The organism is Sphingorhabdus pulchriflava (genome assembly GCF_003367235.1).
Lineage (GTDB): Bacteria > Pseudomonadota > Alphaproteobacteria > Sphingomonadales > Sphingomonadaceae > Sphingorhabdus_B > Sphingorhabdus_B pulchriflava.
The window spans coordinates 123,221-142,612 of sequence record NZ_QRGP01000001.1; the positions used below are offsets into that span (position 1 = coordinate 123,221).

A 19,392-nucleotide genomic window follows, 5' to 3' on the forward strand; every position below is an offset into this window, starting at 1 on the left:
AGTTATGCTCCAAATAACAAACCTCCACGCCACCGTCGCAGACAAGCCGATCCTCAAGGGCCTTTCGCTCAGCATTAATGCTGGCGAGATTCATGCGATCATGGGGCCCAATGGTGCGGGCAAATCGACGCTGGGCTATGTGCTGTCGGGACGCCCCGGCTATGAAGTGACCGAGGGTTCGGTAACTTTCAACGGCGAAGACCTGCTCGAAATGGAACCGCACGAGCGTGCTGCTGCTGGCCTGTTCCTCGGTTTCCAATATCCGGTTGAAATCCCCGGCGTATCGAACGTGCAATTTCTGCGCGAAGCCTTGAATGCGCAGCGCAAGCAGCGCGGCGACGAACCGCTTTCGGGCGGCGAATTCCTGAAGCTTGCCCGTGCGCAGGCGGACGCAATGGGCATGGATATGGAAATGCTCAAACGCCCCGTGAATGTCGGCTTTTCGGGCGGCGAGAAGAAGCGCAACGAGATGGTGCAGATGGGCATCCTCGATCCCGCGCTCGCGATCCTCGATGAAACCGACAGCGGCCTCGATATCGATGCGTTGCGCGTGGTGGGCGAAGGCATCAACCGGATCATGCGCAAGCCTGAAAAAGCCGTGCTGCTGATCACCCACTATCAGCGTCTGCTCGACTATGTGCAGCCCGATTTCGTCCATGTCCTTGCCGATGGTCGCATCACGCGCAGCGGCGGGCCCGAACTCGCGCTCGAGCTGGAGCGTGAGGGATATCGGGAGTTGGCTGCGTGAGCCTGACCCTCGCCCTTGCTGCAACGGCAAGCAGCGCCAATGCCATTCCGATGGACTTTCAAGGTCGCTGGTATCCGGCGAATGTCGATTGCAAGGCTGCAACTGCGGCGGGCTCGATCCTCATCCATGACGACAGCATCGTCGATGCAGAAACTGATCCTGAAACAGCAAAATTTCAATATCTTGTTGTCGAAGTGCACAAGCTTTCGAAACGCAAGATTGATGTCCATTCGAGCTATATGGAAGAGGGGTCAGAGGAAGGCTTGAACCCCGTCGGAAGCTTCCTGAAGCTCGGCAAAAAAGGGCGGACGCTGTCGATTGAAACCTATGAAGAAGATGACAGGCGGTTTCGGCAGCAGCCGCGCGCCCGTTACAAGAGGTGCGCATGAGCGCTCTGCCAACCCGTCACGATGAAGAATGGCGCTATGCGCCTGCCGAGGTTCTGGCCGGGCTTAAGGCCCTTCCCGATGCGCAGAAAATAGCCGTTGCAGCGGGTGAAACGCACCCGCTGTATAAATGCGTTTCGACGGGGGCCGCGAACAAAGTCGATATCCAGCGCTACCAAATCGACATTGCCGAAGGTGGGCGTTGTGAGGCATTTTTCCTGCTGACAGGTGGCGGCTACAAACGGCTCGATATCGACGTGACGCTTGCCGAAGGTGCGCATTTTGAATTGGGTGCGGTCGGCATCGGTCGCGGCGAGGAAGTCACCGAAATCGTCACCCGCCTCCGCCATATTGCGCCGGGGGCGACCTCGAACCAGGTGATGCGCGGCGTCGCGATGGATAAATCCACGATCACGATGATCGGCCGGATCGACGTCGCCAAAGACGCACAGAAAACCGACGCTTCGCTGGGTGCCAAGGGGTTGTTGCTCGACCGTACCGCGACGATCAACGCCAAACCCGAGCTCGAAATCTATGCCGACGATGTCAAATGCGCGCATGGCTGCGCGATCGGGCAGCTGGACGAAATGGCATTGTTCTATGCGCAACAGCGCGGCCTGCCGATGGCGGAGGCACGCAATTTGTTGATGCAGGCTTTCGTAGCAGAAGCCTATGGCGAGATAGCCGACAGCAAATGGCGCGACCATATGATTGGCTATGCCGAGGCAGCGTTGCGGGGCACCTTCTAATGGCCATCGTCTCCGAACGCGCGCTTGGCCGCTGGGAAAATGAAGGCGGCGGGCTGGCGCGCGAATTGCGCGACCAGTTCCCCGGTGTGCGCGACTGGCACTATCTCGATACCGCCGCGACCGCGCAGAAACCGCAGGTCGTGCTCGACGCGATGATGCGAGCGGGTGGAGAGGATTATGCCACCGTCCACCGCGGCGTCTATGCGCGTTCGGCGAACATGACCTTGGCCTATGAGGCTGCAAGACGGCGGGTGGCCGAATTTATCGGTGGAAGAGAGGATGAAATCGTCTTCGTTCGCGGCGCGACCGAGGCGATCAATCTTGTTGCGCACAGCTTCCCCCGAAAGGGGCGCATCCTGCTCAGCCAGTTGGAGCATCACAGCAATATCGTGCCTTGGCAGCTTGCCGGCTATGAAATCGACGTCTGCCCGCTGACGCCGGATGGCTGCATCGATCTTGATGCGGCGGAAGCGATGCTGACCAAGGATCATGTGCTGGTTGCTTTCGCGCATGTTTCCAACGTTCTGGGCTCGGTCCTCGATGCAAAGCGTGCAGCTGCGCTTGCGCATAAGGTGGGAGCGAAACTGCTACTCGACGGTTGCCAGGCTGTGCCGCGCTTGCCGGTCGATGTCGCGGAACTCGACTGCGATTATTATGTGTTCAGCGGGCATAAGCTTTACGGCCCGACCGGGATCGGCGCGCTATGGGGCCGCAAGGAATTGCTCGATACCATGCCACCCTATCAGGGCGGCGGTTCGATGATCGACCGGGTGACCTTTGAAAAAACGACCTACGCCCCTGCGCCGACGCGGTTTGAGGCGGGCACGCCAGCAATAGTCGAGGTGATGGGACTGCGCGCAGCGATCGACTATGTAGAAGCCATCGGACTCGATGCCATCCACGCACATGAGGCGGAATTGGTTCGGCAGACGCGTGAAGCACTGCGTTCGATCAATTCGATCACTCTCTACGGGCCCGAGGACGCGGCGGGGATTGTCTCTTTCAGCATGGAAGGGGTGCATCCGCACGACATCGGCACCATATTGGACGAAGAGGGCGTGGCGATCCGCGCTGGCCATCATTGCGCACAGCCGCTGATGGAGCATTTGGGGCTGCCCGCCACCGCGCGGGCAAGCTTTGGAATTTACAATGATGAAAGCGATGTCGCGGCTCTGGTCCGCGGCCTTGAACGGGTGAAAAGGATCTTCGGATGAGCGAAGAGCAGAAAATCTTGGTCGAAGAAGTCGACAGCGTCCCCACGCCGCCAAAAGCGCGCGTGGAAGATGTTGAGAGCCCTGCCGAAAAGCTGGAGCGCAAGAAGGATTATCTTGAGGGTTTTCTTGCGCAAAAGCCCGAGCCTGTGGCTGAGGGTGACGAGGCGCTGCAAGAGGCCGTGATCGCTGCGCTCAAGGAGATTTACGATCCCGAAATCCCGGTCAACATCTACGATCTTGGCCTCATTTATGGCGTGGAGATCAATGGCGGCCATGCGCTGGTGACGATGACGCTGACAACGCCACATTGCCCCGTTGCCGAAAGCATGCCCGGCGAAGTCGAACTGCGCGTCGGTGCGGTTCCGGGGATTGGTGATGCCGAAGTCAATTTGGTCTGGGATCCGCCATGGGGACCGGACAAGATGACTGATGAAGCACGCCTCGAACTGGGGATGCTGTGATGAGTGCTCAGAATCAAACGGGGGAAACCAAGACCCGTCGCCCGCTTCCCGCCGCCGTCACCCTGACGCCCGCTGCCGAAGAACGCGTTGCCGAGCTGATGCGCAATGCGCCCGAAGGCACGATTGGCGTCAAGCTGTCGACCCCGCGTCGCGGTTGCTCCGGCCTTGCCTATTCGGTCGATTATGTCAGCGAAGCTGTTGCTTTTGATGAGAAAATCGAAACCCCCGGCGGCACATTCTTCATCGATGGCGGTTCGGTGCTCTATCTGGTCGGCTCGACGATGGACTGGCAGGAAGATGAATTCACCGCCGGTTTCGTCTTCACCAACCCCAATGCCACCGGCAGTTGCGGTTGCGGCGAGAGCTTCACCGTTTAGGCGTCCGCGCCCCGCTCATTTCTTTCGCAAAGCCTCCGCCAAAGCGAAGGCCGTGTTGAGCTGGCCGAGCACCGCGCTCGCCTCCGCGCGGCGGATGACGGGCTTGTCCTTGCCCTTATCATAGGCCTCGACTGACAGATATTCGCCTGGCTTCAGTCCATTGATAATGCTGACAAAGGGCGCGCCTTCGAACATCGCCGATCGGATATATTCGATGGCGACCAACCGACCCATGTTCCAGCGCACCTCCATTGATGCACCCGCGCTGTTGTACAGCCGCACCGGCTTTTCGGGATCGAGCAAATTGCTGTTGCCAGCGAACAGCGACGGGTTGATTTCGAGCGCCGCCACCTGCCCTTCCTTGGCCGCGAGCCCGATCAGCCGCATGTCTGCCGCTGGATCGAGCGCGGAGATGCAGCGCGCGGAATTGGTGCCGATGGACGGCCAGCTGCAATCATAATCGCTTGGTCCGTCTTTCGGACGACCGACGTGCGGCATTCGATCACCGTCCAGCGCGATTTTGACGCTGTTGTCCAGATAAGCGATCCGCCCTTTCACGCCTTGCAGCGTGAATTTTTCGGAGCGCACCGTGATAATCCGGCTGGCATCGGCGTCGAAGGTTTCGGTACAATCTATCGTCCCGCCGAGCACTGGTCCCTTGATCAGCGTTCCGATTGAATCCCGCCATATTTTCGGTTTTGCCTGGGCAATCGCGGCAATTTCAGGCGGCAGCGGCGTGGTGCTGGCACACACCAGCGGTGGCGTAGGCGGCGCCATTGGCACCGGTGCGGGCAGCTCCGCCGCGCTCAGCATGGTGGGCATCAAAGCCCCGGTGGCTAGAGCATAAACAAGGCCTATAGCGCCGCATTTTGTCATAATCGCATTCACTCCGCAGGTCGCACGACCCCGACGCCTGCCTTTGGTGCACGTGCCATATCCATTGGGCTGGGGCAAGCGCGAGGCGGGGTGTGCAGTTGGCTGGGATTCAGTGGGCACTTCGCCAAGGGGAGATTCTGAAAGCAGCGGAGCTGCATCAAAAATCTCCGCGTTCTCGCGGCTGGCCTCCGGCCGTCTTCGACTCCTGCGTGATGAAAAAATTGTCTCACGCAGAGGCGCAGAGGTCGCAGAGGATAGGAAATGCGCTTTGCACGGTTTGCCATAGGATGTTGGCGGCCCTTCCATCGATTTATACTCAATCGGCGGCTCCTCCTGTCCTTCCTCCTCGTCAAAACCCGCAGATTCTTCAGAAAGTAGAAGCGAATGCCTTACCCTGGCCCGCGCCTCCCGGTCGCTGGCGGGCAGTGCCTCTTCAAAGAACAGATCCCACAATTCCTGCCCGTTCAGCCCTTCGTCGAGCATCTGCAGATAACAGTCAAAACGGACGACCACCGCCAATACCTCTGGCACGGCGGTTGCGGGGTTTACCCGGTCGAGCAGCGCCATCGACAGCCGGGTGTTTTGGCGGGTGTAGGTGGTGATGCCTTCTTCGCGCACCCAGCGGGCTTCTTCCCCCCGGATCGCAGCGCTCATCAACCGGTCGGCAACGATCCGCCGGGCAAGGATCAACGCGGCCTCCCAACCCAGATCAAAGGCAAAACCCCGCGCCTGCCGCCGCAGCGCATAGCCACCCGATACGCTCATCCCCACCGACCGCGCCGCATCCTCGACCACGCCATTGTCGGCCAGATGCGCCAGAAACGCCGCTTGCCGCCCGCCACTCCAACCATCGGAGCGGCTTTCATAGCGCAGATAAGCGGCGGCGGGGAGTTTGGCGTCGGTATCGTGGCGGAGGGGGGAGGGGTGGTTCATTTCACTGTCCTTTATCGAAAAGGCACAGGGCATAAGCCGACAAGGGGCGTGTAGGACAGTGCGGAATCGCGCCGTTGCGATTTAAAGGTTCACGCAAAGGCGCAAAGATTATCAAGAGCGCAGCTCTTGCTTCAAAGATCGCGCACGCAGCGAATGGGGATGAGGATTAGGCTCAAACTACCCTCTTCAAAATCTTCGCGCCTTTGCGTGATACAAAAAAGGGCGCTCCCGCGCCTGTCATTATCTCTGCGTCCTCTGCGGCTGGCCTCCGGCCGTCTTCGACTCCTGCGTGAGTTAATCCAGTCCGCGCGTCCCCAGCACCGCCGCCATCGGCAGCGGGCCGTAGATATGGGGGAAGAGGGCTCCGCCACGCGAAACCTCCCACTTCACGCTCTCGCCCAGTGCGGCCAGATCGACCTCGGCAATCACCAGACCAGATTGGCCTGCAAAATGCTTGTCGAGCGTGCCCTGCAGCTGGTCAGCGGCGGAGAGGTGGATATAGCCATCGGCCAGATCCACCGGCGCGCCGTGGAATATGCCGTCCGTCTGAAATTGCGCCCATTGGTCGGCGGTGAGGATTTTATAGGCGGTGCCGGGGTGGGGGGTGGTCATGGCTTGGGCGTTTTGGCCTTGGCCTTGTGCGCGGCGATATCGGCATCAATCTGCGCGATCCGCACGCGTTCGGGCGAATCCTTGGGCAGGCCTTTCAGTCGGGCGGTCGCCCACAGGCTGCGGCGTTCGGATTCGAGTGCTTTGAGATAGAGATCGGCCATGGCACCGGCCTAGCCGGTTATGGGGGTGGGGGATAGGTGGATATAGCCATCGGCCAAATCCACCGGCGCGCCATGAAACATTCCCTCCGCTTGGAATTGCGCCCATCGTTCGGTGGCGGGGTGGGGAGTGATCATGGGACGCAACCGTTCATAATTAAACTTTTTTCAGGTCGATGGGTATGCCCTTAGCGTCAATTTCCTTAGCTAGCTGAAGAGCGCACTCACTAATCTTTTCTTTGAATGGAATGTATATCAGACCTTGAATATCTGAGGGACGCTCCATCGCGACTTGATCTTTCATCAATATCGCCACTCGATCCCTTCCGAGAACAGATAGCATCATTCCCAGCTCAAGAACCACATTTTGGCGGGCTCGATAAGCAAGTTCTTCGGGATGGTTCGCGCGATGACCTTGGTCATCTGGAGTGGCCAAAATGACGGCGAAATTAGCTTCCTGTCTTACCGACTCAAGCTTTTCAATAATCGTCTGGCCACCGCTAGTTAGCTGATCGAGTATGAGAGCGTTAAGGCCCCATCGCCGAAGCATAGCTTCAAGTTCATTTCTAGCATCGGAATCGTGCCCGTACACTACAAATACGTTTCTGTTGGCCTGTGGCTTTGCGGCGGGGGCGGCAACCACCGACAGCGGCTGTGCTACACCGAGAATTTGGCGGACAGCTTCTTGGTTTTTTCCTTGAACAGATACTTTGCCTGTGTCGTAGACCTGAACAATCTGGCCATCGTCACATCGAAATTCCGTGCCTAGATCGTTGCCAGTCCTACCTTCTGTTTTGATACCAATGCCATTCGCCTGTAGTGTATCGCGCACATTTTCTGGCGTCCATCCGCTCACAAATCGTCCCTTCGTGGCCTAGGCTTTGTTCAAACTGAATAAGAAAAATGACGTCCTTCGCCGTAGTCGTATAGACTTACTGATCGACCGGAAATTGATCCCGAAAAATGATGGCCCGTGGCATAGTCATATCCAGAAAATCGGTTTCCTGATACATTGATTTGCCAGTGACTACCCCGACCATAGTCGTAATTGTTCGAAAAATGGCTGCCAGAACCATAGTCAAACATTGAGTTACTCGATCCGCCCATGGACGTATGCGCACCAGCTTCGTAGCTGTACACGCTTCCGCTTTGGGTGCCGTTCTTTCTTGCGGCAGCGTATGCGATTTTACGTCGTGTTTCGTCGTTCATTGTTTTACTCCGCCGCAACCCCCGCCTGCGCAAACATATCGGCTTCGTCGCTCGCAGCGTCTACTGCGCCATCATTGGCGGGCTTCTTCTTCCGCTTATCAAACGAATCCCAAACCTCGCCCCAATTGCCGCGGGTGGACGCTTTCGAGTATTCGGTCGCGCGGGTTTCAAAGAAGTTGGCGTGCTCCACACCGTTCAACAGCGGCGCGAGCCAGGGCAGCGGGTGGTCTTCGACCATATAGATTTGCGGCAGGCCCAGCTGGCCGAGGCGCCAGTCGGCGATGTAGCGGATGTAGCGCTTGATTTCCTTCGCGGTCATCCCCGGTACCGGGCCCATTTCGAACGCCAGATCGATGAAGCTGTCTTCCAGCCGCACAACTTTCTGGCAGCAATCGATAATGTCTTCCTTCACCGCCTTGGTCAGGCAGTCGCGTTCCTTGGTGAAGGCGTGGAACAGCTTGGTGATGCCTTCGCAGTGCAGGCTTTCGTCGCGCACCGACCAGCTGACGATCTGCCCCATGCCCTTCATCTTGTTGAAGCGCGGGAAGTTCATCAGCATGGCAAAGCTGGCGAAGAGCTGCACGCCTTCGGTGAAGCCGCCGAACATCGCAAGGGTGCGGGCGATATCTTCGTCATTATCGACGCCGAACTGGTGGATATAATCGACCTTCGCGGCCATTTCCTCATATTCGAGGAAGGCCGAATATTCGCTTTCGGGCATGCCGATGGTGTCGAGCAAATGGCTGTACGCCGCGATGTGCACCGTCTCCATATTGGAGAAGGCGGTGAGCATCATCTTCACCTCGGTCGGCTTGAACACGCGGCCATATTTTTCGTGGTAGCAATCCTGCACCTCGATATCGGCCTGGGTGAAGAAGCGGAAAATCTGCGTCAGCAGGTTGCGCTCATGCTCACTGATCTTCTGCGCCCAATCGCGGCAATCCTCCCCCAAGGGCACTTCCTCGGGCAGCCAGTGGATCTGCTGCTGCCGTTTCCAGAAATCATAGGCCCAGGGATATTCAAAGGGCTTGTAGCTGTTGCGGGCTTCTAACAGTGGCATTTTCTTGCTTCCTCGGTTCAAACTTTTCCCTCTCCCCTTGCGGGAGAGGGCAACGAGACTTGGCAGCTCGCTGCCTAGTCGCAGTGGGAGAGGGGGTGTGAGGCGACTTGCGTGCAACCCCTCTCCAACTTCGCCTAGCTGCTAAAGCAGCAAGGCTTCATATCCTCTCCCGCAGGGGGAGAGGAGGTAACTCACTGGCAAGCCAGGCATTCCTCATAATCGGTCTGCTCGCCCGCGCTCAGTTCGATCTTGGGCGCGTCGGCGGTGTTGTCCGCCTCGACGCCGCCAGCAAAGCCAGCGCGCTGGATCGACTTGCTGCGCAGATAATAGAGCGACTTGATGCCCAGTTCCCATGCGCGGAAGTGGAGCATGAGGAGATCCCATTTCTCCACGTCTGCCGGGATGAACAGGTTTAGCGACTGCGCCTGATCGATATAGGGCGCGCGGTCACCGGCGAGTTCGAGCAGCCAGCGCTGGTCGATTTCGAAGCTGGTCTTGTACGTATCCTTTTCCTCTGGGCTGAGGAAATCGAGATGCTGTACCGAACCGCCCTTTTCGAGGATGCTGTTCCAGACATTGGTGCTGTCCTTGGCTTTCTCTTGCAGCAGCTTTTCGAGATAGGGGTTCTTGACGATGAAGCTGCCCGACAGCGTCTTGTGGGTGTAGATGTTCGCCGGGATCGGCTCGATGCACGCGCTGGTGCCGCCGCAGATGATCGAAATCGATGCGGTGGGGGCGATCGCCATCTTGCAGCTGAAGCGTTCCATCACGCCGCGTTCCTCGGCATCGGGGCAGGCGCCGCGTTCGGTGGCGAGCACCATCGACGCCTGATCGGCCTGTGCCCGGATATGCTTGAAGATCTTCATGTTCCACGACTTAGCCATCGCGCTTTCAAAGCCGAGGCCGCGCGATTGCAGGAAGCTGTGGAAGCCCATCACACCGAGGCCGACCGAGCGTTCGCGGCCGGCGCTGTAGCGCGCGCGGGCCATCTCGTCGGGCGCGCGGTCGATGAAGTCCTGCAGCACATTATCGAGCATGCGCATCACATCTTCGACGAACATCTTGTCGCCGTTCCACTCATCCCATGTTTCAAGGTTGAGCGAGGAGAGGCAGCAGACCGCAGTGCGATCCCCACCCAGATGGTCACGGCCGGTGGGCAAAGTGATTTCTGCGCACAGGTTTGACGTCGAAACCTTCAGCCCGAGCTCGCGGTGATGCTTGGGCATCGCGTTGTTCACGGTGTCGCTGAAGATGATGTAGGGCTCACCGGTGGCGAGGCGGGTTTCAACGAGCTTCTGGAACAGCGAGCGCGCATCGACCGTGCCCCGGATGCTGCCATCCTTGGGCGATTTGAGGTTGAATTCCGCGCCATCGCGCACCGCTTCCATGAACTCGTCCGACAGCAGCACGCCGTGGTGCAGGTTCAATGCCTTGCGGTTGAAATCGCCCGAGGGTTTGCGGATTTCGAGGAATTCCTCAATTTCGGGGTGGTTGATGTCGAGATAGCAGGCGGCCGAACCGCGGCGCAGACTGCCTTGCGAGATGGCAAGGGTGAGCGAGTCCATCACGCGGACGAAGGGGATGATGCCGCTGGTCTTGCCGTTGAGGCCAACGGGTTCGCCGATGCCGCGCACGCTGCCCCAATAGGTGCCGATGCCGCCGCCGCGCGATGCCAGCCAGACATTCTCATTCCAAGTATTGACGATGCCTTCCAGGCTGTCGTCGACGCTGTTCAGATAGCAGCTGATGGGCAGGCCACGTCCGGTACCGCCGTTCGAAAGAACAGGGGTGGCGGGCATGAACCACAATTTGGAGATATAGTCATAGAGCCGCTGGGCGTGATCCTGATCGTCTGCATAGGCAGAGGCCACGCGGGCGAACAGGTCCTGATAATTTTCGCCGGGCAGCAGATAGCGGTCGCGCAGCGTTTCTTTGCCGAACTCGGTCAGCAGATCGTCGCGTGCGCTATCCGTCACAACATCAAAGCGCCGCACGTCGACAGTCTTGCTATCGCCAGCCTTGGCTTTCGCCTCGGCAACTTCCTGTTCGGGCTTTGCCTTCTTTACCTGCGGGGTTTCGGTCTCTGTCTTTTCTGCTTCGAGCATGTCCGCCATATTACCTTCTCCGGCCTCCCGGCCAGTATCCCTGAAATCCATGTGACTCTCTGCTCCCCAATTTGGTGCCGACTTCCACCCCGTTTGAATGTCGGCCCCGACTGTTAAAACCCAAGAAACTTGTTCGCTTCTTGTTCGACTCGGGAAGCAAACACTTCCCTTAGCATTTTGTGCGACCCAAAGGGCATAAATTCGCGCGTCATCCGCTATTTTTTCAGGGCAAAAATGCCCCGCTGCAGAATTGCTCCTGCAGGATGAAACACAAATTGTAGGTATGCCCCCTGTGGCCAACCGCTACCTATAGTGCCTCAACCATTTTCAGACGCAAGAGGGTAAATGGTTAATTAGGGACTCGATTCGTCGCTTGTCTGATTCGGTTCGTCGCACCATTTTGAGGGTGCGTCACAGCGACGCGTGGACTTCCTAAGGCTTGTATGACGCGCAAGAGTTTTTGCAGCGAGCGAGAAAAATTTTTTATCCACGACAAAATATCGGTGGGGATAAAGTCATTGCCGACTTGACTGACGCAGCTGCGTGGATTCGCATTTTAGTGTCAGGTGGATGACGCCCATTTGGATTAGTTCACCGGCATCGTTGACGTCGCGGACCGGCTGGCTGATTCTCCCGATAAAGCGGATCAAGCCTACACCGCGACTGTAGACCAGGTTCGCACGCATATCATGAAAAAGGATTGCAACTTATGCTGATGGCCATTGCCCTGATGGCAACCGCAGTTGGCGGTCCGGTCACATTCGGCGACTGGATGGTCGTGTGCGATAATGGTGCCCGATGCACGGCAACTGCAGCAGGCGAAGCACCTCTGGACGTCACATTTGTGCGTGAACCCGGTCCAGACAGTCTGCTTGAAGTCGAGTTGGATGATTTCAACAATGTCGAAGGACGGAAAGTCACCATCCTGCTGGGCGACAACAAAACCGACGTGGAATTTGTGGCGCGCCGCACAAAATCGTCTCCGACATCGTGGAGTTGGCATGCGGCTTTCCAGCCAGGTCACAGGGTATTTGACGAACTGCATCTGGGTGACAGCATCTCATTGCTCGAAAAGGGATCTGACGCGATGTCGGTGTCCACTGACGGGTTGGAAGCCGCTTTTGTTTACATGGATGCGGTGCAGGGGCGGCTGCACAATGAAAGCGCACTAGCAGTGCGGGGATACATTCCGGCAGCGCAGGTGCCCGCCGCGCCGGCATTGCCTGTCATTACGGTACCGCCCTTTTCCGAAAGGCCACCGGCACGATTATCGGACGCCGAAATTGCCCGGCAACGCGCATCCTATTCGTGCGAGCGCGAAAACAAACGGACCGAACCCGGCGACAAGATCGACTATGTCCGTCTGGATGAATCCACCACGCTCGCCCTATTGACGATTGAATGCATGGCTGGCGCAACCAACAGTTCTGAAAGGGTGATGCTGGTCGACAATGTCGGCAATGTCAGGCTGGCCAAGATCGAATATGGTTCGGGCCCAGACGACGATTGGGCCGAAGCGCTTCCCGGCGCGTATTGGGACGAGGCTGATCAGATGCTCGTAACCTCCGGCCGTGCTTCGCTCAGTTGTGGCGGCTCGACCCAATTTGCATGGGATGGCCAAAAATTCCGCCGCGCCAAAGACGAATGGTGGGGGGCGTGTGATATTGGTCCGACGCCTCCGGTCACCACCTGGCGCGCCGAGATACGGGTCCGGCCTGAATAGCAGGTCATATTTCTCGACCCGAACCGATTGCAAAACAGCCATAGGCGCTGCTAACGCGCCCCCATGTCTGGAAACCAAACGCAAAAACATCCGCTCGTCACCGAGCTTGAAGACCTGCTCTCTGTCCAGCGCATGGGCGATGGCTGGTATCTGGGGATGCGCAAGCCTGGCGGCGTAGGCCGCGTCTTTGGCGGGCAGGTTATCGCGCAGGCGCTGGCCGCTGCGCAGGATACGGTAGGGTCCGAACGGATCGCCCATTCACTGCACGCCTATTTCATGCGCGCGGGTGACGAGAATTACGAAATCACTTTTCGTGTTGAACGCGATTTCGATGGGGGGAGTTTTTCAACTCGACGAATTATCGCCCTGCAAAAGGACCGTCCGATACTCAACATGGCCGCTTCGTTTCAAAAACTGGAAGCAGGCTTCGAGCATCAGATTGACATGCCGGATGTGCCACCTCCTGAATCGCTCGAACCTGAAAACGAACTTCGCAAGCGTATCGTAGATTCCATCCCGGTCGAACACCGAGAAAACTTTGTTCGGGAACGCCCATTCGAACATCGCCCCTGCAATCCCCGTGATTGGTTAGGTGGGGAGATCCGTAATCCGGCCATCCAGAATATCTGGTTCAAACTGCGTGGCTCGATCGGCGACGACAAGGCGATGCACCGTTCGATGCTCGTTTATGCAAGCGACAGTTGGTTGCTTGGCACCTGTACTTTGCCCCATGGTGTCAGATGGGAAACTCCAGGCTTTGTCTCTGCAAGCCTTGATCATGCGGTTTGGTTACACGATGATTTCCGTGTTGATGAGTGGTTGCTCTATAGCTGCGACAGCCCATGGGCCGGGCGGGGTCGCGGTTTCAATCGTGGATCGATTTATACCCGCGACGGGCGGCTGGTTGCGACCTGTGCGCAGGAAGGCCTGATCCGGATGCGCGAGCCTAAACAGTGAATGAAATGGTTGCGTAAAATTCAAGGCATTAGCACGACGCGACAGTTGACGACGCGCGCGCTCTGACTCACAAGTCGGGATGAAGGAGTCCCGACAATGAAGCTTCGTCCGTTTGCGCTTGCCGCCATCGCATTTGCTGCGACTTTTGCTATCTCTCCCGCGCAGGCCAGCTCGGATTCGACCTGTTATCCGACATGGAAAATCCGGCAGACCAGCAACAATGGTTGCAGCGGCACCGCCCTGCTCAGTCCCGGCAACGACACGCGGGTAAATCTGCTGATGTTACTTTACGACCGGCATGGTTCGGTCGGGGTTTCGAACGTTCCCGATTATGACAGCTATTATAATGATCGCCGTCGTAGTGAGGCAGAGCCGTTCAGCTTTCCTTATTTTGCTGGAATATTGGGGCCTGGGCGCAAGGAGCGCGATGACAGTGCCGACTTCCCCTGGGGCACACGCTGCATGTCGAACCAGTCAGGTTCTGCCTCCTTTATCGCCGCCGTGGGCGCAGCAAAAGGTTTGAGCGGGGCTGAGCGGGCAACGCTCGCGGCTGCGCGCAGCGCGATGAGCCCGCAATGTTCAAGCGGCGAGACAGCCCGAGCGGTCGCCGAAGTCGCGATACAGAATGTTTCCTCCAAGACCGGCAAGGCCTTTGCCGATTATCTGATCGGGGCGGCTGCCTTTTATGATGGCGATCTGCCAGGCGCGCGGGCTGCCTTTACCGGGATAGGCAAGACCGGCGACAATTGGCTCGACGCAGCCACGACTTACATGATTGGCCGTGTTGCGCTCAATCAGGCTACCGAGAGCGCCTTTGGTGACTATGGCGATCTCGACAAAGAAGGCGGCGACAAGGCACTGCTCGCTGCTGCCGAAAATAGTTTGCGCGCCTATCTGAAGGGCTGGCCTAACGGCGAATATGCGGCATCGGCGCGCGGCCTGCTGCGCCGCGTCTATTGGCTGGGGCAGGACCGGCAGAAATTGCTCAACGAATATATCGCCCAATTTGCCGAAAAGGATGCGGGAAAGCGCAACATTTCACTCGCTGATCTGGTGCAGGAGCTGGATATCAAGCTGTTCGGCGAACTCGGCCCCGATGATACCAGCGATCCCGAATTGCTCGCGGTGATCGCGCTGCGTGAAATGCGCTATTATGATGAGGAGAGCCAGCAAGATTCGCAGAATGGCCCGATCAGCCGTGCTTCGATCGAGGCTCTACGCGGTCGGTTTGCCGGCCAGGAAGATCTGTTCACCTATCTGCTGGCGGCGCACGCTTATTATGTCGAGAAGAATCCGGATGCCGTATTGAAACTGATCCCGGCCAGCACGACCGGAACCAGCTATCTCGATTATAGTCGGCAATTGCTGCGTGCAGTGGCGATGGACGAAGCCAGTGATGCAAGGGCGCGGGGGGCGTTGATTTCCACGCTCAATGCGGGCAAGCTGCCCTTCCAGAAGGGCACGGCAGAACTCGGCCTAGCGATGCATCTGGAGCGCACCAAGGCGCTCGACCTTGTTTATGCCGCTGGCTCTCCGATCCGCGATCCGGAAATACGCGAAATCCTGCTGCGCTATTCAGCTGGCGCTGCGCTGCTGCGCACGCGTGCTGCCGACAAGGCGGCTCCGGCTACGGAACGCAACGTCGCGCTCTATGCCTTGCTCTACAAGCAACTGACGCGCGGCGACTATGCGGGCTTTGTCAAGGATAGCGCGCTGGTTCCGGCCAATGCCAAACGGATCGCTGCCGACGATTATGAAACGCCGCGTTTCTCAGAGGTTGCGGTGTTCAATTGGGCAGGATCAAAGGATTTTGCCTGCCCGACGCTCCGCACCACGGCCTCCACGCTGGCCGCCAATGCCAAAGATCCGCGCGGGCTTTTGTGTCTGGGTGAGTTCGTGCGTACGCATGGCATGGACCCCGATTTTTACGGCGTGACCGAATATTTGGATGAGCCGCGTGGCAAGGATGAACTGGGCGGAAATCCAGCGCCCTTTGGCGGTAAGCGTTTCTCGCGGCTCGATGCCTATAAGGTCATCATTGCCAATCCGGCAGCTGGGGCTGAAAACCGGGCTTACGCATTGCACCGCGCAATCCGTTGCTATGCGCCAAGCGGGAATAATGGCTGCGACGATAGTGAACAAACGCCCGCGCAGCGCAAGGCGTGGTTCCAGCAACTCAAGCGCGAATTCCCGACTTCGCCTTGGGCCAAGAAACTGACCGTTTATTGGTGATTGCCTGATGCGCCTGTTTGCGCTTCTTGCGCTGCTGTTGCTCTCTGCCTGTAACAGAGCGGAAGATGGTCGTGTCGATGCGCAGGCCTATGATGCCTTCTGGCTCTGGGCCGGGGTTGAGCCACAACCGGTGCTCGACAAGGCGAAGGCGATTTATATCCTCGCCGCTGAAATCAAAGGCGGGCCCGATGGGCGCTATGTTGATCTGCGTCCGGGGATCCCGCGGGTAAAGCATGCGCAGGTCTGGATTGTGTATCGTGTCGAGACGCTGGCATGGGAGGCGAAGGTGCTGCCGCGCATCCGGCGCGACATGGAAAACTGGAAGGCCAAGGGTAACCGGATTGCAGGCATCCAGATCGATTTCGACGCCGCGACACGGGGGTTGCCGGGCTATGCCGCCTTCCTGAAACAACTGCGTGCCGAATTGCCGACAGGGACCGGCCTTTCGGTCACCGGCCTGCTCGACTGGAGCAGCGGTGGTGACAGCCCTGCACTCAATGCGCTGGCCGGGACGGTCGATGAGGTGGTGTTGCAAACCTATCAGGGGCGGCACACCATATCGGGGTATGAGGCCTATCTGCGCCAGTTGGAGCGGGTGAAACTGCCGTTTAAAATCGGCCTTGTGCAGCATGGCGAATGGCAAGCCCCGCCCGACCTGCCGCGCAATCCGAAATTCAGGGGCTATGTGGTTTTCCTGTTGAATCCCGAGAGGTCTTGAACATCCGGCCCGTCTGCGTAAAGGCGATGGCGTTCTCCCAGTAAACAGGGCCTGTTCCATGACCGTCACGATTTCCGAAAACGACATCATCGCCATAGCCGAAGGCGACATCATAGAATCTGTCGCCGACGCGCTGCAATACATCTCCTACTTCCACCCGATGGATTATATCCGTGCGCTGGGCGAAGCCTATGAGAAGGAGCAGGGACCGGCGGCGAAGGATGCGATTGCGCAGATCCTGACCAACAGCCGCATGTGCGCAGAGGGGCATCGCCCGATCTGCCAGGATACCGGCATCGTCACCGTCATCGTCAAATGGGGTCAGCAATGCGTGCTTGATAGCCATCGCAGCTTGCAGGAAGTGATCGATGAAGGCGTGCGCCGCGCTTACCTCCACCCCGAAAACAAACTGCGCGCCTCGATTTTGGCCGACCCCGCCTTCACCCGCGTCAACACGCGCGATAATACGCCGTCGGTGGTCCATCTGGAAATGGTGCCGGGTGACAAGGTGAGCTTCGACGTAGCGGCGAAGGGCGGCGGCAGTGAGAACAAGACCAAGTTCAAGATGATGAACCCGTCCGACAATATCGTCGACTGGGTGCTCGAAATGGTGCCCCAAATGGGCGCGGGCTGGTGTCCGCCGGGGATGCTCGGCATCGGCATCGGCGGCACTGCTGAAAAGGCGATGGTGCTCGCTAAGGAAAGCCTGATGGGCGCGATCGACATGGCGCAGCTGAAGGAACGCGGCCCGCAAAATGATATCGAGCGGCTGCGCATCGAAATCTTCGACAAGGTCAATGCGCTGGGTATCGGCGCGCAGGGGCTGGGCGGCCTCGCGACGATCCTCGACGTCAAGATTATGGACTACCCGACCCACGCCGCATCAAAGCCGGTGGCGATGATCCCCAATTGCGCCGCCACCCGCCACGCGCATTTCACGCTGAATGGTGAGGGGCCGGTGTTCCTCGAAGCGCCCAAGCTCGATGAATGGCCCAAGGTCGAATGGGCCCCCGACAGCGCAGCGAAGCGGGTGAACCTCGATGAACTGACGCCCGAAGTCGTTGCCGGTTGGAAGGCGGGCGACCGCCTGCTTTTGAACGGCAAGATGCTCACCGGCCGCGACGCCGCGCACAAGCGCATTGCCGACATGCTGGCCAAGGGTGAGGAATTGCCGGTCAGCTTCAAGGGGCGGATGATCTATTATGTCGGCCCGGTCGATCCCGTAGGTGAGGAAATCGTCGGCCCCGCCGGCCCCACCACCGCGACGCGCATGGACAAGTTCATGGACATGATGCTCGAACAAGGTCTGCTCGGCTGCGTCGGCAAGGCCGAACGTGGCCCTGCCGCGACGCAGGCGATTGCCAAGCACAAGTCAGCCTATCTGATGGCAGTCGGCGGCGCGGCCTATCTCGTCGCCCGCGCGATCAAGGGCAGCAAGGTTGTGGGCTTTGAAGATCTGGGCATGGAAGCGATTTACGAGTTTGAGGTCAGCGACTTCCCCGTGACCGTGGCGGTCGATTCCACGGGCGAGAATGTCCACACCAGCGCGCCGCTCGTCTGGAAGAAGAAGATTGCCGAGGAAGGGTTGTTGCCGGCATAATTGCGAAGGGTGGTTGTTACAAAGGAGTCCTTATGTCTGGTTTGCGCTACCCATTTCTGCCGATTATCCTGTTGTGCTTCCTAACCGCCTGCGCACCAGAAAGAGAAAATTCTGGCTCAGCGACAGTCAATCTGGCTGAGGCGGACCTAAGTAAACACGATCAATGCTCTGCCGCCTTTCGTGCTGGCGAAAGAACCGAATTTACGGGAAGCGACGGATCGGTATGGATCTGGCTGAGAGGTAGCGATGGCACGCTCAGTCACTATTGCCGTAAGCAAACCGAAGGTGCGGTATCCGCATGGATCGAGGCATCCGCTGGAACGCTGGCTACTCACAGGCTTAAAATTCGATCAAAGGATGATCCGGTAATTTTTGAGCGGATCGATAACAACTAATATCGCCAATACATTGCTTCGCGGCAAATCAGCTCGCCGCCTGTTCCGCCGCCAGCCGCGCATAATAGAGCTGCACGTCATATTCCTCGTCGCCTTCATAGCGCGGGGCGTAGCGGGCGAAGGCGGCTTCGAGTTCGTCGATACGTTCGCGCAGGCGCACGATATTATAGCTGTGCGCGACCAGATAATATTCACCGGCCTGCATCTGTTTGAAAATGATCTCGGCAAAGCGGTCCGCCTCCATGCCCATATTGCGCGACAGTGCGGTTGCCACCCAGCCGGGAATGATGACGCCGGGGGTAATGTTCGAAAGCTCGGGCTTGTTGGCGATTTCGCGGCGCAGCACGTCCATCAGCCCAAACAGGGCATGTTTGCCCGATACATAGGCCCCGCCGCCCGTCGGTAGCGCGTTGAACAGCGCGTTTTCCGATGCGGTGGCATAAATCGCGGCGGGCAGGCCATCGGCGCGATAGCGTTTGCCGAAGGTCTGGATGCCGTGCCACACCCCCCAGAAATTCACGTCGTAAAGCGCGCGTGCCTCAGCCAGGTCGGTATTCAATATGCCGCCGCGCGGCCCGCCCAGCCCGGCATTGTTGACGATGATGTCGCCGCGCCCATTTTCGGCCCAGGCGAAATCGGCGAGCGCCTCGATCGCTTCCACGTCCGCCACGTCGCCTGCAAAATATTTGGCGTCGATGCCCTGTGATTTTAGCGCCTCGGTCGCTTCGCCCAACACCTCCTCGCGCGGTTCAAACAGGATGATCCGCGCGCCTGCGCTACCCATTTGTTTGGCGAGGGCAAAGCCTATGCCAGTGGCCCCTCCGGTGATGACGGCTGTCTTGCCTGCAAACTGCATCGCGTTCCTCCCTTGGTTTTTCT

Annotated in this window: 21 protein-coding genes; 12 read left to right on the plus strand and 9 right to left on the minus strand. The window is 58.4% G+C overall.

From position 1 onward, the window contains the following. Nucleotides 1-4 precede the first annotated feature (4 nt). The 6 genes from sufC to DXH95_RS00595 are packed head-to-tail and all read left to right on the plus strand — an operon-like array spanning nt 5 to nt 3,935. A complete protein-coding gene (sufC, locus tag DXH95_RS00570) occupies nt 5-748 on the plus strand; it encodes a Fe-S cluster assembly ATPase SufC (RefSeq protein WP_115547545.1) in 744 nt (247 codons plus the stop codon). Continuing rightward, nucleotides 745-1,137, plus strand: a complete 393-nt coding sequence (locus DXH95_RS00575) for a hypothetical protein (RefSeq protein WP_115547546.1) — start codon at nt 745-747, stop codon at nt 1,135-1,137. The genes sufC and DXH95_RS00575 overlap by 4 nt, the downstream gene beginning before the upstream one ends. Then, the gene (locus DXH95_RS00580; protein WP_115547547.1) at nt 1,134-1,883 is read left to right on the plus strand and encodes a SufD family Fe-S cluster assembly protein; all 750 of its coding nucleotides are present in this window, start codon (nt 1,134-1,136) and stop codon (nt 1,881-1,883) included. Before DXH95_RS00575 ends, DXH95_RS00580 begins: the two co-directional genes overlap by 4 nt. Beyond that, complete coding sequence (locus DXH95_RS00585) at nt 1,883-3,097, plus strand: cysteine desulfurase (protein WP_115547548.1); 1,215 nt, start codon at nt 1,883-1,885, stop codon at nt 3,095-3,097. The genes DXH95_RS00580 and DXH95_RS00585 overlap by 1 nt, the downstream gene beginning before the upstream one ends. Next, entirely contained in the window at nt 3,094-3,558 is a 465-nt protein-coding gene (locus DXH95_RS00590) for a DUF59 domain-containing protein (RefSeq protein WP_115547549.1), read from the plus strand. The genes DXH95_RS00585 and DXH95_RS00590 overlap by 4 nt, the downstream gene beginning before the upstream one ends. Next, nucleotides 3,558-3,935: a HesB/IscA family protein gene (locus tag DXH95_RS00595; RefSeq protein WP_115547550.1), complete on the plus strand. Its 378-nt coding sequence runs from the start codon at nt 3,558-3,560 to the stop codon at nt 3,933-3,935. Before DXH95_RS00590 ends, DXH95_RS00595 begins: the two co-directional genes overlap by 1 nt. Before the next feature lie 15 nt (nt 3,936-3,950). Here DXH95_RS00595 and DXH95_RS00600 read toward each other — a convergent pair whose 3' ends face one another. From DXH95_RS00600 to DXH95_RS00625, 8 genes are all read right to left on the minus strand, one after another. Beyond that, complete coding sequence (locus DXH95_RS00600; RefSeq protein ID WP_115547551.1) at nt 3,951-5,744, minus strand: hypothetical protein; 1,794 nt, start codon at nt 5,742-5,744, stop codon at nt 3,951-3,953. A 294-nt stretch (nt 5,745-6,038) separates the two neighbouring features. After that, nucleotides 6,039-6,356: a DUF952 domain-containing protein gene (locus DXH95_RS00605; RefSeq protein WP_115547552.1), complete on the minus strand. Its 318-nt coding sequence runs from the start codon at nt 6,354-6,356 to the stop codon at nt 6,039-6,041. Continuing rightward, on the minus strand, nt 6,353-6,517 hold the full coding sequence (locus DXH95_RS16040) for a hypothetical protein (protein ID WP_181883522.1): 165 nt from the start codon (nt 6,515-6,517) through the stop codon (nt 6,353-6,355). The genes DXH95_RS00605 and DXH95_RS16040 overlap by 4 nt, the downstream gene beginning before the upstream one ends. Nucleotides 6,518-6,526: 9 nt before the next feature. Continuing rightward, nucleotides 6,527-6,652: a DUF952 domain-containing protein gene (locus tag DXH95_RS16345; RefSeq protein WP_338061694.1), complete on the minus strand. Its 126-nt coding sequence runs from the start codon at nt 6,650-6,652 to the stop codon at nt 6,527-6,529. A 19-nt stretch (nt 6,653-6,671) separates the two neighbouring features. Beyond that, on the minus strand, nt 6,672-7,370 hold the full coding sequence (locus tag DXH95_RS00615) for a TIR domain-containing protein (RefSeq protein ID WP_239016494.1): 699 nt from the start codon (nt 7,368-7,370) through the stop codon (nt 6,672-6,674). A gap of 29 nt (nt 7,371-7,399) precedes the next feature. Beyond that, entirely contained in the window at nt 7,400-7,723 is a 324-nt protein-coding gene (locus tag DXH95_RS15975; RefSeq protein WP_147291655.1) for a hypothetical protein, read from the minus strand. A 4-nt stretch (nt 7,724-7,727) separates the two neighbouring features. Then, nucleotides 7,728-8,783, minus strand: coding sequence for a ribonucleotide-diphosphate reductase subunit beta (locus DXH95_RS00620; RefSeq protein ID WP_115547554.1), 1,056 nt, complete (start codon nt 8,781-8,783; stop codon nt 7,728-7,730). Between the two features lie 191 nt (nt 8,784-8,974). Beyond that, the gene (locus DXH95_RS00625) at nt 8,975-10,888 is read right to left on the minus strand and encodes a ribonucleoside-diphosphate reductase subunit alpha (protein ID WP_420822280.1); all 1,914 of its coding nucleotides are present in this window, start codon (nt 10,886-10,888) and stop codon (nt 8,975-8,977) included. A 709-nt stretch (nt 10,889-11,597) separates the two neighbouring features. Here DXH95_RS00625 and DXH95_RS00630 point away from each other — a divergent pair. The 6 genes from DXH95_RS00630 to DXH95_RS15980 all read left to right on the plus strand — a co-directional run bounded on the left by DXH95_RS00630 (nt 11,598) and on the right by DXH95_RS15980 (nt 18,513). Continuing rightward, a complete protein-coding gene (locus DXH95_RS00630; RefSeq protein WP_115547556.1) occupies nt 11,598-12,611 on the plus strand; it encodes a DUF1176 domain-containing protein in 1,014 nt (337 codons plus the stop codon). Between the two features lie 63 nt (nt 12,612-12,674). Further along, nucleotides 12,675-13,568 carry an acyl-CoA thioesterase gene (locus tag DXH95_RS00635; protein WP_181883523.1) on the plus strand — a complete coding sequence of 298 codons (894 nt, stop codon included), beginning with the start codon at nt 12,675-12,677 and terminating at the stop codon, nt 13,566-13,568. Between the two features lie 96 nt (nt 13,569-13,664). Further along, on the plus strand, nt 13,665-15,800 hold the full coding sequence (locus DXH95_RS00640; protein WP_115547557.1) for a PA5441 family protein: 2,136 nt from the start codon (nt 13,665-13,667) through the stop codon (nt 15,798-15,800). Nucleotides 15,801-15,807: 7 nt separating this feature from the next. Further along, a complete protein-coding gene (locus DXH95_RS00645; protein ID WP_115547558.1) occupies nt 15,808-16,518 on the plus strand; it encodes a DUF3142 domain-containing protein in 711 nt (236 codons plus the stop codon). A gap of 58 nt (nt 16,519-16,576) precedes the next feature. Then, nucleotides 16,577-18,118 (plus strand): fumarate hydratase, encoded by a 1,542-nt coding sequence (locus DXH95_RS00650; RefSeq protein ID WP_115547559.1) that lies wholly within the window; start codon nt 16,577-16,579, stop codon nt 18,116-18,118. Between the two features lie 32 nt (nt 18,119-18,150). Beyond that, a complete protein-coding gene (locus DXH95_RS15980) occupies nt 18,151-18,513 on the plus strand; it encodes a hypothetical protein (RefSeq protein ID WP_147291656.1) in 363 nt (120 codons plus the stop codon). Nucleotides 18,514-18,541: 28 nt separating this feature from the next. Here DXH95_RS15980 and DXH95_RS00655 read toward each other — a convergent pair whose 3' ends face one another. Further along, on the minus strand, nt 18,542-19,369 hold the full coding sequence (locus DXH95_RS00655) for an SDR family NAD(P)-dependent oxidoreductase (protein WP_115547560.1): 828 nt from the start codon (nt 19,367-19,369) through the stop codon (nt 18,542-18,544). Nucleotides 19,370-19,392: the final 23 nt, after the last annotated feature.

What these genes read in the sequence shown, in the direction of transcription:
- sufC (WP_115547545.1), top strand. Translation starts at nt 5, where the DNA reads ATGCTCCAAATAACAAACCTCCACGCCACCGTCGCAGACAAGCCGATC.
- DXH95_RS00580 (WP_115547547.1), top strand. Translation starts at nt 1,134, where the DNA reads ATGAGCGCTCTGCCAACCCGTCACGATGAAGAATGGCGCTATGCGCCT.
- DXH95_RS00585 (WP_115547548.1), top strand. Translation starts at nt 1,883, where the DNA reads ATGGCCATCGTCTCCGAACGCGCGCTTGGCCGCTGGGAAAATGAAGGC.
- DXH95_RS00590 (WP_115547549.1), top strand. Translation starts at nt 3,094, where the DNA reads ATGAGCGAAGAGCAGAAAATCTTGGTCGAAGAAGTCGACAGCGTCCCC.
- DXH95_RS00595 (WP_115547550.1), top strand. Translation starts at nt 3,558, where the DNA reads ATGAGTGCTCAGAATCAAACGGGGGAAACCAAGACCCGTCGCCCGCTT.
- DXH95_RS00600 (WP_115547551.1), bottom strand. Translation starts at nt 5,744, where the DNA reads ATGAACCACCCCTCCCCCCTCCGCCACGATACCGACGCCAAACTCCCC.
- DXH95_RS00605 (WP_115547552.1), bottom strand. Translation starts at nt 6,356, where the DNA reads ATGACCACCCCCCACCCCGGCACCGCCTATAAAATCCTCACCGCCGAC.
- DXH95_RS16040 (WP_181883522.1), bottom strand. Translation starts at nt 6,517, where the DNA reads ATGGCCGATCTCTATCTCAAAGCACTCGAATCCGAACGCCGCAGCCTG.
- DXH95_RS16345 (WP_338061694.1), bottom strand. Translation starts at nt 6,652, where the DNA reads ATGATCACTCCCCACCCCGCCACCGAACGATGGGCGCAATTCCAAGCG.
- DXH95_RS15975 (WP_147291655.1), bottom strand. Translation starts at nt 7,723, where the DNA reads ATGAACGACGAAACACGACGTAAAATCGCATACGCTGCCGCAAGAAAG.
- DXH95_RS00620 (WP_115547554.1), bottom strand. Translation starts at nt 8,783, where the DNA reads ATGCCACTGTTAGAAGCCCGCAACAGCTACAAGCCCTTTGAATATCCC.
- DXH95_RS00625 (WP_420822280.1), bottom strand. Translation starts at nt 10,888, where the DNA reads ATGCTCGAAGCAGAAAAGACAGAGACCGAAACCCCGCAGGTAAAGAAG.
- DXH95_RS00630 (WP_115547556.1), top strand. Translation starts at nt 11,598, where the DNA reads ATGCTGATGGCCATTGCCCTGATGGCAACCGCAGTTGGCGGTCCGGTC.
- DXH95_RS00635 (WP_181883523.1), top strand. Translation starts at nt 12,675, where the DNA reads ATGTCTGGAAACCAAACGCAAAAACATCCGCTCGTCACCGAGCTTGAA.
- DXH95_RS00640 (WP_115547557.1), top strand. Translation starts at nt 13,665, where the DNA reads ATGAAGCTTCGTCCGTTTGCGCTTGCCGCCATCGCATTTGCTGCGACT.
- DXH95_RS00645 (WP_115547558.1), top strand. Translation starts at nt 15,808, where the DNA reads ATGCGCCTGTTTGCGCTTCTTGCGCTGCTGTTGCTCTCTGCCTGTAAC.
- DXH95_RS00650 (WP_115547559.1), top strand. Translation starts at nt 16,577, where the DNA reads ATGACCGTCACGATTTCCGAAAACGACATCATCGCCATAGCCGAAGGC.
- DXH95_RS15980 (WP_147291656.1), top strand. Translation starts at nt 18,151, where the DNA reads ATGTCTGGTTTGCGCTACCCATTTCTGCCGATTATCCTGTTGTGCTTC.
- DXH95_RS00655 (WP_115547560.1), bottom strand. Translation starts at nt 19,369, where the DNA reads ATGCAGTTTGCAGGCAAGACAGCCGTCATCACCGGAGGGGCCACTGGC.